Raw genomic sequence first — 12,463 nt, forward strand, 5'->3', positions numbered from 1 at the left:
TGGGCTTGCCGTAGTCAAAGCGCGGTCTTTATATATGTTCCGGGATTTAGGGTCAAAACCGATTGCGTGATGCATGGCTGCATCCCGAAGAATTAAAACACAGGAATTGATATGGTTACGATTTACGGCATCAAGAACTGCGACACGGTACGCAAGGCCCTTAAATGGTTTGACGCACAGGGCGTTGAAAACAAACTTCATGATTTCCGCGCCGATGGCATTGATGCCAAAACCATTGAAGGTTGGCTTGATGAAGTTGGCGGTGCGGTTTTGGTCAATAAACGTGGTCCAAGCTATCGCAATCTTTCGGATGATGACAAAGCGACGTTGGAGCAGGGCGGTGCAGCAGCCTCAGCCATTCTTGCCGCCAACCCCACGGTTATCAAACGACCGGTTGTTGATTTCGGTGCAACCCGGACGGTTGCCTATGATGAAGCACGCTGGATCGAACTGGCGCGACTGTAAGGATACCGAACATGTCAAAGCCAGTCGTACGGGGCGTCATCTTTGATTGCGATGGTGTTCTTGTTGATACTGAAACGCTTGCCAATGCGGTCTTGACCGATTTGTTGTGCAGCTATGGTTGCCCGATGGATGTTAAGCAAACTCACGATTTCTTTTTGGGAGGTACACTAGCATCCGTTGGGCCTAAAATGGCTGAAAGATTTGGTGTAACTTTACCAGATACATGGATCTCGGAGTGTTACGCCAAAACCTTCGAGGCCTTTGAAAAGGATCTGGTCCCATATCCTGATTTGGTGCCGATTCTTGATCTATTGGAAGCGCGGAACATCCCGATGGCGATTGGCAGTAACGGGCCGCACGACAAGATGGATGTATCTTTGGGTAAAGTCGGCATCAAGGAGCGTTTCGGAGATCGGATCTGTTCCGCCCATGACGTTGAAAATGCCAAGCCACATCCGGATGTCTATTTGTTGGCGGCGCAGAAGATGGGCGTTCCGATAACCGATTGCGTTGTCGTTGACGACAGCCTGAATGGTGTCAGGGCAGGTGTTGCATCCGGTGCGACCACCATCGGGTTGGTCGATATCACACCCGAAAGCTATCTGCGTGAGGCGGGTGCTGATTTCATCGCAAAGGATCACAAGGATCTTTATGCGCTTCTCTCCGACTGGGTGTCGTCGTCCTGAACATGGTATTGGTCATCTGATCGAAAAAAAAAGATGGGCAGTCCGAAATAGTGGACTGCCCGTCTTTCATTTTGATGTGGTTATTGTCCGATAACGATACCTTCACGGCGCAAATCTGCACCACCAATCAAACCGTCATCAGTAATCATGATCGCGTGAATGCCAGAATTCAGATCACGCAAACTGGTTTTGAAACCCAGCGCGGCCAAGACCGGTTCAAGACTTTCGGCACTTGTGCCTTCCTCGATGTCATATGTGCCAAACCGGTTGACCAGATGCGGCATATCGATGGCTTCTTGCGGGGATTTGTCCCAATCAATCATTGCGATCAGGGACTGCGCAACATAACCGATGATCCGCGATCCACCGGGGGATCCTGTGACAATCGCCGGTGTGCCGTCTTTCATGGCAATCGTCGGCGCCATCGATGATCTTGGACGTTTACCGGGTGCCAGTGCATTGGCAATCGGAACACCGTCAGAATGGGTGCGGAACGAGAAATCCGTCATTTCGTTATTCAACATGAAGCCACCGACCATCAGGCGCGACCCAAAGCCGTTTTCAATGGTTGTCGTCATTGAAACCGCATTGCCATAAATATCGACGATGGAAAAATGGCTGGTGCTGGGCAGTTCAATGGCTTCGTCATCAGTAAGGCGCATCGCATGGCTAAAGGCAGGTGCGCCGGGACTGACATCTTCAAGGGCTGTTTCACCGGCAAGCAATTTGGATCGTTCTGCCAGATAGCTTTTATCAAGCAGCCCGGCCACTGGAACTGGCAGGAAATCGCTATCGGCCATATATCGCCCGCGATCAGCAAATGCCAAGCGTGACGCATCACCAATCAACCGCCAGCTGTCCGGTGACTGTGGCCCCAGTGCCGCCAGATCATAAGGTTCGAGCAGCCCAAGAATTTGGCCCACGGTCAAGGCACCTGATGATGGTGGTCCCATTCCGCAAACGTCATACTCGCGGTAATCCACGCATACCGGCGCACGTTCCTTTACCCGATAATTTGCCATGTCCTGCAGGGACAGAACACCGGGGTTCCAATGTGCATCCCGAACCTTTGCGACGATATCCTTGGCAATTGTGCCGTTATAAAAGTTCGCGGTGCCGTTCGTTGCGAGATCACGCAGGGTGGCGGTGTATTCCGGGTTTTTCAGCAGTGTCCCAGTAATGAGGGGCACTCCATCCTGATCAAAGAAGTAGCTTTTCGCAACCGGATCACGGGACAGTTTTTCGCTGTCACTGGAAATCAGTCCTGCAAGCCGTTCTGATACCTCAAACCCGTTGGTGGCGGTCTCGATCGCCGGGGTGAACAGCGAATTCCAGGAAAGCTGTCCCCAATTTTCATGGGCTGCCTTCAATAACGCGGGGGTGCCCGGCGTTCCAACCGAGCGACCACCGACAACCGCATCATAGAAATCAAGCGGTTCACCGTTTTCGTCTTGAAACAGGGTAGGCGTCGCATCCATCGGGGCCGTTTCGCGCCCATCCAGCGTTGTCAGTTTTTTTGAACGGGCGTCGTAGTAAAGCAGAAATGCACCGCCACCGATGCCCGAAGACTGGGGTTCGACCAGTCCGAGCATGGTCTGAACCGTGACCATGGCATCAATTGCATTTCCACCATTGCGCAGGATGTCTGCACCGGCCTTAACCGCAAGCGGGTTGGCTGCAGTGATCATCCAGTCCTTTGCGCGCACTTCAGCACGCGATCCCGGTGTGCTATTTCCCGTGCTGCTTTCCGGGGCAATGGAGTCAGTCGTTTGTTGGGCTGTGGCGTAACCTGGCGTTGCGGCGATAAGTGTAATTGTCGCCAGCGCGGAGATAATTTGAATGTGTGGTTTTGTGGGGAATAAGGAAGCAGGAGCGATGAGGGGCATGTTCCGGACCTTTTTGCTGGGGCGATGTCAGAAATGCGGGGATTACAACCCTGAACGGAATGCGCAAATACAAACACCCGTATCCTGACAGATACGGGTGTTGGAGTGCAGTAAAAAATCGATCCGCTATCTGGATTATGCAGCGGTCTTGTTGCCCTTGCTACGTTGCTGGGAAACCAGTTTTACTTGCAGCCATTCCAGTATGGTCTCAGCGACCTTTTCCCAGTTTTTATCCAGCATCATGGCATGATGAATGTCGTCAATAAGTGCGTAATCCGCGCCATAGCGTTTGGTGGTGTGATGGGTTAGTTCACTTTGAATAATCTCGTCATCACGTGCCCCGATCACCAGCATTGACGGCGTTTCCTCGGCAGACAGGAAAACGGGATTTGCCCCCATCATATCCATCAATGCGCGTTGGCTTTCAGTTTCGAGGCGGCCAAAATAGATCATGCCTTCATCTTCTGCGATATCGGGCGACAGCATTGCCCGCCCGAGCCTTTCGCGCAAATAGGTATGCGGACCGATGGCTTGAAGCCAGAACATCTGGAAAAACAGATCAGGCTGGGCCAGCGCCATCATCGCATTGCTGGCAAGAAGTCCTTCGGGAGGGACCGATGCCATCAAGATTGCGGTCTCGGCACTATGGCGTTCGAGATACTTCTGGATGATATAGCCGCCCATCGAATGGCCGATGAGGATCGGTTTTTGGCCCAAGGTGTCGACGACTTCTTCCAAATCTTCGACATAATCATCGATCGAAGCCAGGTTGCGCAATTGTCTTCCGCCACTGCCACCATGCCCGCGCAAGGAGAAGGAGACTGTTTCAAATCCCTGATCGGCAAACCACCCGAGAAAGTGCTCGTTCCAGCACCACGCACCTGTGAAGGCGCCGTGAACGAAAACGATGGGGTGTTTGCTTTTGGGTTTAGCGACCGGGCTCCGGCGGAAAATTTCCAATTCTGGACTCATGGCAGGTCTCCTAAAGAAAACAGGATCAGTGCAAGATGAAGTCATGGTGGAAAATCATATGCGATGTTCGCACATGCAGCATGCATATGTCTATTGCGATATATGATCGGTGTTTTGTGTTGGCAATGATTGTCAGTACCAAGTTGTTTGCCTATGATTGGATCAGGGACAGAGGAATGGGAATAAGGGCAGCATCAAAGTTGCCATCCAGATAACAACAACAATGCAACAAAAAGCTTGGGTAAATGGTCAAATTATCTGTCGTTGGTATTTTCGCGGATTTGGACGAAGACGCGCTTGCCGATGTCGAACGTCACATAAATCGCAAAACTTTTGCTGCCGGGGCGCAGATTATTGAACCGGAAGCGGACAGTTCGGACGTCTATCTGATCCTTTCGGGGCGGGTGCGTATTGTGAACTATTCCCTGTCCGGGCGCGAAATCACGCTTGAAGAAATTGGTGCAGGCGGCTGCGTCGGGCAGCTTTCAGCCATTGACGGTGAGCCACGCTCAGCATGTGTGTTTGCGGTGAGCAACACCGATGTCGGTATTCTCAGCCCGGCGAATTTCGAAAAAGTGGTCAAAAGCCATCCGTCCGTTGCATGGAATGTGATTAGTGAATTGGCAAGAATTGTCCGCACATCAACCCGTCGCATTGTCGATGTCAGCACACTTGGCGCGAACGAGCGGGTGGTTGCCGAAATTCTGCGCCGCGCCCAGGAAATTTGCCCTGACGGTGGTGCTGCTACGTTATCGCCAGTCCCGGTTCATTCCGAAGTCGCAGGCCGTGTGAGCACATCACGCGAAACTGTTGCGCGGGTCATGGGAAGCCTTGGTCGCAAAGGATTGGTCTCAAAGATTGATACTGGTCTTTACGTTCCCGATGTCCGTCGATTGGAAGAATTCCTGAGTGAGTCGATTCACTAGGGTCTGGACTCAATTGGCCCAACATCTGATTGCAAAAATCCTGACCATATTGAGGAAGTTTTCTGCACACTTTTCGTATCGGGTAGTGAGCCGCCTCATGTCCTTCATGCGACAGAAGAAGCGTTCAACCAGATTGCGTTTGGCGTAAAGGCCAGCATCATGGGGGATCGGCTTTTTGGCATTTACCTTGGCGGGGATCACCGGCAAAGCCCCTTCATCTTCTATCTCTTGACGGATACGTGCACTGCCATAGGCCTTGTCGGCGACAATGGCCAATGGTGGTTTTGACCAATTCAGGAAGCAGTCGATCATCTTGCTGTCGTGGAGTTGTCGGCCACTGACCGCAAGGCGTAACGGGCGACCGAGTACATCTACAGCGGCGTGAACTTTACTTGTCCTGCCACCGCGTGAGCGTCCAATACCTTCTGCCAGTTCCCCTTTTTTGACCCAGCCGCGGCGCGGTGAGCCTTCACAATCGAACTGTCGATAAAGACAAGGGCATCTTCATCTTCTGATGCCAGGGCCTCGAATATATCGCGCCATATACCGCGTTCTCCCCAGCGGACATAACGATTATAGACTGTCGTAGGCGGGCCATACCTTCCCGGAAGATCCCGCCAGGGCGCGCCAGTTCGAAGAATGTAAAAGATGCCATTGAGAACTGTTCTGTCGTCGCGCCGTTTCGGCCCACGACCGTCAACAGGAAGAAGCGGAGCAATGATCGCCCATTCTTTATCGCTCAAATCAAATCGTGCCATGTGATAACTCCCTTTCCCAAAGGGTGAATCACATTTCGACTATAAATTTCAAGCGTCCCAATTGGGTTCAGACCCTAAGACCTGAAACCAATCGAATGCCTTTCTACTAAAACGTAAAAATTCGAAATCGCATGAAATTTTTGCGTGTTGTGATGGTTGTCACAGAAATATGCATATTGCACAGGTACTAATATGAGTGTGACGGGCATTTCGATTGTCCGGCATATCTCCCCCAAGAGAGTTTACTGGCCGTACATTTGTTGTACGGCCATTTTTTTTGCGTTTTCGCATGGCCGGACCGGATGCAGATGATTACTGTTGCGCGATGTTTTTGATCTGAATGCGCAAAGGGGAATCCACGCATGCGAATATCTGTGATGATGGCGGGATTGAATGGTGCGGTGGCAGTGGGTCTTGGTGCATTCGCCGCACATGGCTTGGCCGGGACTGAAATGGATTATGCACGCGGTTTGGTAGAGAAGGGTGCGCATTATCAACTTGTCCATGCTGTTGCATTGGCTGCGATTGCCGGTCTTGTTCATCAGGTTCCCGATGAGAAGTTTTTGCGTCTTGCGGCCTACGCCATGCTTGTGGGCATTTTATTCTTTTGTGGGTCGCTCTATATCATCGCCTTTAGCGGTGTCACAGCCTTTGGTACTGTCGCGCCAATCGGTGGATTTTCCTTTATCATTGGCTGGCTATTGTTGGCTGCGGCAGGCTCTCGCCGTTTCGCTTGAAGCCTGCTTGGGGGCAGGCGAGTGATCTTACGTCTCTCAAGCCACGACAGGCTGTTATCAGCGCAAGAAAAAAGACGTGTCCCGAAGGACACGTCTTTTTAAAAGTCTGAGTGTAATCAGATTCCGAAGAACCAGACTACTTCATTTTCGCTTCTTTGAACACGACGTGCTTACGCACGACGGGGTCGTACTTGCGAAACTGGAATTTCTCGGTGGTATTCCGCGGGTTCTTCTTAACAACATAGAAGTAACCGGTATCTGCGGTGCTTACCAACTTTACGAGGATCGAAGCGGGCTTCGCCATGTCTCTGCATCCTGTGTTCAGGTGTATCTCAGGCGGCGGAACATAAAGGTTATCGCCAGAGTGTCAAGCCATTTTGGTGAAAAATAATGCATTTTTAGTGCGTCGGGAAAGTGTCGGCGATTTCCTGTTGTCCGATGAAGGCAAGATTCTTGTAATCAGGGCTGTTTTTCAACAATTCCAGCGCAACTTTGACGTCAAATAGATCGCCACTTGAGTTTGCTGGACAGACATTCCGGAGCTCCCGACGGCTTTTTTCATCCTGATATTCAAGATTGCGCCATTTTACCATCATCGATGCAATTTTCTCGCGTTGGGAAAGAGCATCGGCAACGGGATGAACGGCATTCGTGCCATCTCCGGACTGCGTACAGATGGATGGAAAAATCCCGATTCTATCAAATGTGTAGCCAGACGGCGCCGTCATACGAGACCAGGTAAAGGTGAGCGTGCCGTGGTTGGGTAAGTCATTGATTGCCTGAACCGATCCTTTGCCAAAGCTTGTCGAACCGATCAGGACCGCACGGTTACGGTCTTGTAAGGCAGCGGCGACCAATTCGGCCGATGAGGCCGTGCGACCATCAATCAGAACAACAAGCGGTGCGCCGTTTGTCAGGTCCTTGGCATCGGCCTTAAAAATATGGCGGGCTGCAGTCACACGGGAAAACGTATTGCCGATTGCTCCATTTTCAAGGAACAGGTCAGCCACCGCGACCCCTTGTTGCAGCAATCCGCCACGATTTCCCCGAAGGTCTAAAACCACGCCCTGCAGGCCGCCCTTATAAAGCTGTGCTTTGAGAATGTTATCGCCAAGCGCGGTTGCCGTTGCGCTGTTAAAGCTGCTAACGCGTGCAATGAGGATATTGTCGCGGAACTCGGCAAAGACTGTGCGATCAATGACGCGTTCGCGCATGATTTCCATTGGTGTCACCGCGTCAGTGCCCGCGGCATTGACTTCAATGGTAACACTGCTGCCTTCTTCGCCATGGAGAAGGGCGGTAGCAAATGTGCTGGCCTTGCCATACATGTCCTGACCATTGACCGACATAACCTGATCCCCCGGATGCAGTCCGGCTTTGGCTGCCGGGCTTTCGGGGTGGACCAGTTTGACCACAGGATAACCGGTGCCGCCGATCAGGCGTACGCCAATCCCGATATAGCCATCGCGCCGGTTACGGGCTGTTGCGGCCTGTTTAGGGCCTTCATAGCGGCTATAACGGTCAAGATTGCGAATGGCACCGCTTACAAGTGCCGATTGCACGTCAAGGGTTGGGCTATTTCGCAAAAGCGGGGAATAGGCACGATAACTTACAAGTCCATTTAGCGTGATTTCTGACCAGATTTGCGTGCTGTCAGGGTTGGCGGGATCGTATGTTTCTTGCGGTAATGGAATGGTTCGAATGGTGCGTTGATCATATTGTAACACTAGGTCATCAGGGGTGATGCCAACGCGAATATCGGCATCAATGTCTGAAAGCCCATCAAGGGTATTCACCAGAATTTGGTCGCGGCTAATCGGATCGATGTAGCGCGAAGCAACAAGTTCGATGGTTTGCGTGATCAGTTCGCGGGTTTGTGGATCATCTGGTGCCGTGATCCCGGCAACCTGTGGCGTCCCGCAGGCGGCTTGCAAAAGACAAAGTCCGACCGCCACACCAATACGTCGCCACTGGCGCAGGCCGTTCTGTAAAGCAAGGCGTGCCATTTGCGATGGACCAATATCGACCAAGCGACCAATCCGATAAAATCTGAGAACCAAACTGCAGGTATTCTATAGGAGAATCTGGTATTTAGCCAATGACTATCCTTTGATCCGCATCGCCCATTGTGCGCCAAGAACAGCCCCTTTGATGAAGGGTAAAAATCCAAGGCAAAGCAAGACTGTCGTGGGCAGCCAGATCGATAGCTGCAAGCCAAATGACGGTTTCATGGACTGTTCCATCATCAGCACACCGGAAACAACAATGTGACCAACCAGGAAAATCGTAAAATAGGGCGGGGCATCATCACACCGGTATTCTCCGATGGGATGGTTGCAGGCATCGCATTGGCTGCGGAGTTTAAGGTATCCGCCAAAGGCAAAGCCATTGCCGCAATTGGGGCATTTACGGCAGAGACCACGGCGCAGGCCAAGTAAAAGGCGGCTGCTGCTATCTTTTGGGCCAGCATCAATGCTGTTGCTCTGGGGCTCGGTGGGCACTTGGTAGGGTTCGGTCATGGGGCGCTTCACTCCTGTTTCTTTCTGGCCTACTCTTGATCCGGGTGGAAAAAGGGGCATTGAAACGTTATGTCATCATCATGATGTTCAAGAGCACAGGCAAGAGAAATCGGTTGGATTAAATCACCTGCCGAGCAAGATTGATGTTGTTGAATAAGATATATACCTGCCAAAGGAGTGCTCCAGTGGGAAATGCAGACGCAATTGTAGCCAGTCTGAAGCAAGACTTCATTGAGGACACTGTTGATCGAATTGATCGTATCGAAACGACTATTGATCGTGTCGCCAGCGGTATGGATGAGGCAGGTGCAGGCATCGCCGAGCTACGCCGCGAAGCCCACACTGTTAAAGGGCTGGCAGGATCTTTCGGGTTTCCATTGGTGGGGGCAATTGCCCACCGTCTGGAAGATTATATCGCGGACCTTACCGAGATTGATGACCGTGAAGCCGCATCTTTAGTTGATTTCACCAGCTGGATACGCGAAGTCATCGAGAGTGGTACGAACCCGCCAGCCGACGAAGAAACCCGTATTTTGCGATCCCTTCCGACCCGTAGTGTCAAAGCCGATGATGCGGATGGAAAGGCAGATTCTGTTGCTGCACTCGATAAGGAAGTGCTGCTTGTAACCGCAACTGCCGTTCAAGCCAGTTTTCTTCAGCGTGAGTTGCGTCAAAAAGGATTTCGGACCATCACGGCGAGAAACGCGGTTGAGGCGTTCGAGACGGTCGTGCAATCACATCCTGATGCAGTGATTACAGCAGCAGTCCTTGATGGTCTAAGCGGGATCGAGTTGGTTCGGGCACTGGCCGCGATGAAAACATTGGCGAATAAGAAACTTGGGCTTCTGACCAGTTTTGATGCCTCGCATCCTGATCTTGAAGGTCTGCCGGAGAATGTTGTTATCATTAATAACCGTGGCAAGCAGACATCAGAACATTTGGCAAAATTCATCGAGACGATGATGTAAGCGCCAATACGGCGAGTTGGATACGACAAAGGGCGGTCAGTAGTTGGCCGCCCTTTGTCGTTGCGTATGCGCTTTACACTATTCTGGTTTGTTGCCGTCTTTGGGCGCATTGCGTGCAACCCGGTTAGACGCGACCAGTTTGCGTTGCTTTTTGGGCGTGGTTTTCTTTTTACCAGCAGTTTTGGCACCAGGCCTACCCGTGGACTTGGTCGCTGACGTTCCACCTGGACCATTGGCGTCGCGTGGTCCGGATCGGAATCCTGGTTTGCTGCCGTGTCGGTGGCTACGGTCGCCGGGACTCCCACGGCGTTTATTTTGCCCGCGACGGCCCCGTGGCCGTTCAACCAGATCACGATCGGTGATTTCAGCATGCTCGGCCAAGCGCAGGGCAAGCGACCCGGTTGCGGCATCTGCATCGGCAATACGCACGACAACAGCATCGCCAAGCTGGAACTTTTTACCACGATTTTGCCCGACCAACGCGTGACTGGCCGCGTCATGAACGTAATAGTCATCGGGCAGGGTGGAAATCGGCACAAGGCCATCCGCACCGGTTTCGTTCAACGAAATGAACAAACCGAAATGTGTGACCCCGGAAATCTTGCCGGGGAACTCGGCACCGACTTTATCGGACATATAGGCAGCAACATAGCGATCAACAGCATCGCGTTCAGCCATGGCTGCACGGCGTTCTGTCGCTGAGATGTCTTCGCCAATCTGCTCAAACCGTTCACCGTCTTCTGGTGGTAATCCACCTTCGCCAAGTTTCAATCCAGCAATCAGGGCGCGATGAACCAAAAGATCGGCATAACGTCGGATCGGGGATGTGAAGTGGCCATATTTCTTCAGGGCCAAGCCAAAGTGGCCAATATTGTCCGGGCTATACATCGCCTGTGACTGACTGCGCAGAACGACTGTATTGATCAATTCGGCTTCCGGTGTGTCTTTGGCCTTTTCAAGGATCTGGTTGAAGTCGCGTGGGCGCAGAACAGCCGCCTTGTTCAAGGTATAGCCGGCACCTTCAAGGAATTCACGCAACGCTTCGAGTTTTTCCTCGCTTGGTGCATCGTGGATACGATACATGCAAGGTTGCTTGATGCGTTCCAGTTCCTCTGCCGCACAGACATTGGCCGCAATCATGAATTCTTCGATCAGCTTGTGGCTGTCGAACCGTGCACGTGGCGCGATTGCAACAATCTGACCTTGGTCATTAAGTTCAATCTTGCGCTCAGGCACATCAAGCTCAAGCACGCCACGACGTTTGCGGGCCTCCAGGAACGCACCAAAGGCGCCGTAAAGCGGTTTGATGATGGTATCGACCAGCGGGCCGGTTGTGTCATCTGGTTGGCCATCCATGGCACGTTGAACCTGATCATAGGTCAGGCGTGCGGCAGATTTCATCATCCCGCGGCAGAATTTATGGCGGATCTTGTGACCATGCTTATCAAGCCACATCTCAACAGCCATACAGCCGCGATCTTCATGCGGGACCAACGAACACCAGCCGTTTGACAGCTCAAACGGCAGCATCGGGACCACGCGATCCGGGAAATAGCAGCTATTGCCGCGCTTGACGGCTTCGCGGTCCAAGGCATCACCGGGGCGGACATACCAGGACACATCGGCAATCGCGACCATGATGTGCCAACCGCCTTCGTTTTCAGGATCGGTGTCGGCTTCGGCCCATACGGCGTCATCGAAATCGCGCGCATCGGCACCATCAATGGTGACCAGCGGAATATCGCGAAGGTCGGTTCGCTTGTTCAGCGGCGTTGCCTTGGATTCCCGTGCCTGAAGTTCGACTTCCGGCGGGAATTCAAACGGAATGCCCCGTGCATGGATCGATACAAGGCTGATGGATTTTGGTTCGTTGATATTGCCAAGAACTTCTGTAATCCGGCCCTTGCGCAAGCCAAAATGTTTGCCCGGCAGAATTTCGGTCAGAACCAATGCGCCGGTTTCAAGATCAGGGTGGTCATCCTTTGGAACCGCGATCTCGCCGCTATCTTTGCGGTCTGTGGGCACAACGCGGCCTTCGCGTTCATTGGGGCGATAAAGACCCAGAACGCGTTGTGGGCCACTGCCCAGAACCTTCATGATGCTGGCTTCGTAGGTTTGTTTGCCGGTATAGCGCAGCTTTGCCAAAATCTTGTCACCGACGCCCGGCGCACTTGGGCCGCCACGGCGGATGGCTTTGACCAAAATCTGTGGTGGTTCGTAATCGTGTTTCCAAACATTCGGTTTGGCGAGAACTTCACCGTCATCGTCAATGCCGGTAATTTCAAGAACCTCGACCGGGGGCAGGCGGTCCGGCTTGTCAAACCGCTTGCGGCCTTTGACAACGTCGCCACCAATGTTGAGGTCTTTAAGGACCTTTTTAAGCTGGATCTTCGCCGCACCCTTGATGTTAAAGGCGCGCGCAATCTCTCGCTTGCCCACGGGGGTAGGGCTCATGCTGATGAATTCGATGATTTCTTCCCGTGTCGGGAAGTATTTTTTGTCTTCTGTGTCGTTCGCCAAGTTTGTGGCGTCCTTTCAATTAAATG

At 52.4% G+C, this 12,463-nt stretch carries 12 protein-coding genes and 1 pseudogene; 6 read left to right on the forward strand and 7 right to left on the reverse strand.

Features of this window, described 5'->3' with window-relative positions; all coding sequences use genetic code 11:
* Positions 1–111: 111 nt before the first annotated feature.
* Together ACQ0MK_RS06190 and ACQ0MK_RS06195 are read left to right on the forward strand one after the other, a co-directional pair.
* The gene (locus ACQ0MK_RS06190; RefSeq protein WP_430475287.1) at positions 112–465 is read left to right on the forward strand and encodes an ArsC/Spx/MgsR family protein; all 354 of its coding nucleotides are present in this window, start codon (positions 112–114) and stop codon (positions 463–465) included.
* 11 nt (positions 466–476) lie between these two features.
* Positions 477–1,151 (forward strand): HAD family hydrolase, encoded by a 675-nt coding sequence (locus ACQ0MK_RS06195; protein WP_430475288.1) that lies wholly within the window; start codon positions 477–479, stop codon positions 1,149–1,151.
* An 80-nt stretch (positions 1,152–1,231) separates the two neighbouring features.
* Here ACQ0MK_RS06195 and ggt read toward each other — a convergent pair whose 3' ends face one another.
* Both ggt and ACQ0MK_RS06205 read right to left on the reverse strand, forming a co-directional pair.
* On the reverse strand, positions 1,232–3,037 hold the full coding sequence (gene ggt / locus ACQ0MK_RS06200; RefSeq protein ID WP_430475289.1) for a gamma-glutamyltransferase: 1,806 nt from the start codon (positions 3,035–3,037) through the stop codon (positions 1,232–1,234).
* Positions 3,038–3,172: 135 nt separating this feature from the next.
* Positions 3,173–4,009 carry an alpha/beta hydrolase gene (locus ACQ0MK_RS06205; RefSeq protein WP_430475290.1) on the reverse strand — a complete coding sequence of 279 codons (837 nt, stop codon included), beginning with the start codon at positions 4,007–4,009 and terminating at the stop codon, positions 3,173–3,175.
* A gap of 245 nt (positions 4,010–4,254) precedes the next feature.
* Between ACQ0MK_RS06205 and ACQ0MK_RS06210 the strand changes: the two genes are divergently transcribed.
* A complete protein-coding gene (locus tag ACQ0MK_RS06210; RefSeq protein ID WP_430475291.1) occupies positions 4,255–4,935 on the forward strand; it encodes a Crp/Fnr family transcriptional regulator in 681 nt (226 codons plus the stop codon).
* Positions 4,936–4,947: 12 nt separating this feature from the next.
* Here ACQ0MK_RS06210 and ACQ0MK_RS06215 read toward each other — a convergent pair.
* Positions 4,948–5,666 (reverse strand): annotated as a pseudogene (locus ACQ0MK_RS06215) (IS5 family transposase); the annotation flags it as partial.
* Positions 5,667–6,055: 389 nt separating this feature from the next.
* Between ACQ0MK_RS06215 and ACQ0MK_RS06220 the strand changes: the two are divergent.
* Positions 6,056–6,430: a DUF423 domain-containing protein gene (locus ACQ0MK_RS06220; protein WP_430475292.1), complete on the forward strand. Its 375-nt coding sequence runs from the start codon at positions 6,056–6,058 to the stop codon at positions 6,428–6,430.
* 136 nt (positions 6,431–6,566) lie between these two features.
* Here ACQ0MK_RS06220 and rpmG read toward each other — a convergent pair whose 3' ends face one another.
* From rpmG to ACQ0MK_RS06235, 3 genes are all read right to left on the reverse strand, one after another.
* On the reverse strand, positions 6,567–6,734 hold the full coding sequence (gene rpmG / locus ACQ0MK_RS06225; RefSeq protein ID WP_008890790.1) for a 50S ribosomal protein L33: 168 nt from the start codon (positions 6,732–6,734) through the stop codon (positions 6,567–6,569).
* Positions 6,735–6,828: 94 nt separating this feature from the next.
* On the reverse strand, positions 6,829–8,436 hold the full coding sequence (locus tag ACQ0MK_RS06230; protein ID WP_430475293.1) for a S41 family peptidase: 1,608 nt from the start codon (positions 8,434–8,436) through the stop codon (positions 6,829–6,831).
* A 96-nt stretch (positions 8,437–8,532) separates the two neighbouring features.
* Complete coding sequence (locus tag ACQ0MK_RS06235) at positions 8,533–8,949, reverse strand: DUF983 domain-containing protein (RefSeq protein ID WP_430475294.1); 417 nt, start codon at positions 8,947–8,949, stop codon at positions 8,533–8,535.
* On the opposite strand from ACQ0MK_RS06235, the gene ACQ0MK_RS06240 reads away from it, so the two are divergent.
* Both ACQ0MK_RS06240 and ACQ0MK_RS06245 read left to right on the forward strand, forming a co-directional pair.
* Positions 8,948–9,106, forward strand: a complete 159-nt coding sequence (locus ACQ0MK_RS06240) for a hypothetical protein (RefSeq protein ID WP_430475295.1) — start codon at positions 8,948–8,950, stop codon at positions 9,104–9,106. The two genes, ACQ0MK_RS06235 and ACQ0MK_RS06240, sit on opposite strands and share 2 nt — an antisense overlap.
* A 28-nt stretch (positions 9,107–9,134) precedes the next feature.
* On the forward strand, positions 9,135–9,917 hold the full coding sequence (locus tag ACQ0MK_RS06245) for an Hpt domain-containing protein (protein WP_430475296.1): 783 nt from the start codon (positions 9,135–9,137) through the stop codon (positions 9,915–9,917).
* Positions 9,918–9,995: 78 nt separating this feature from the next.
* Here the strand turns inward: ACQ0MK_RS06245 and rnr are convergent, their stop codons facing one another.
* The gene (gene rnr / locus ACQ0MK_RS06250; RefSeq protein ID WP_430475297.1) at positions 9,996–12,437 is read right to left on the reverse strand and encodes a ribonuclease R; all 2,442 of its coding nucleotides are present in this window, start codon (positions 12,435–12,437) and stop codon (positions 9,996–9,998) included.
* Between the last annotated feature and the right edge of the window lie 26 nt (positions 12,438–12,463).

Source organism: Thalassospira lucentensis (genome assembly GCF_050516545.1).
Classification (GTDB): Bacteria; Pseudomonadota; Alphaproteobacteria; order Rhodospirillales; family Thalassospiraceae; genus Thalassospira; species Thalassospira lucentensis_C.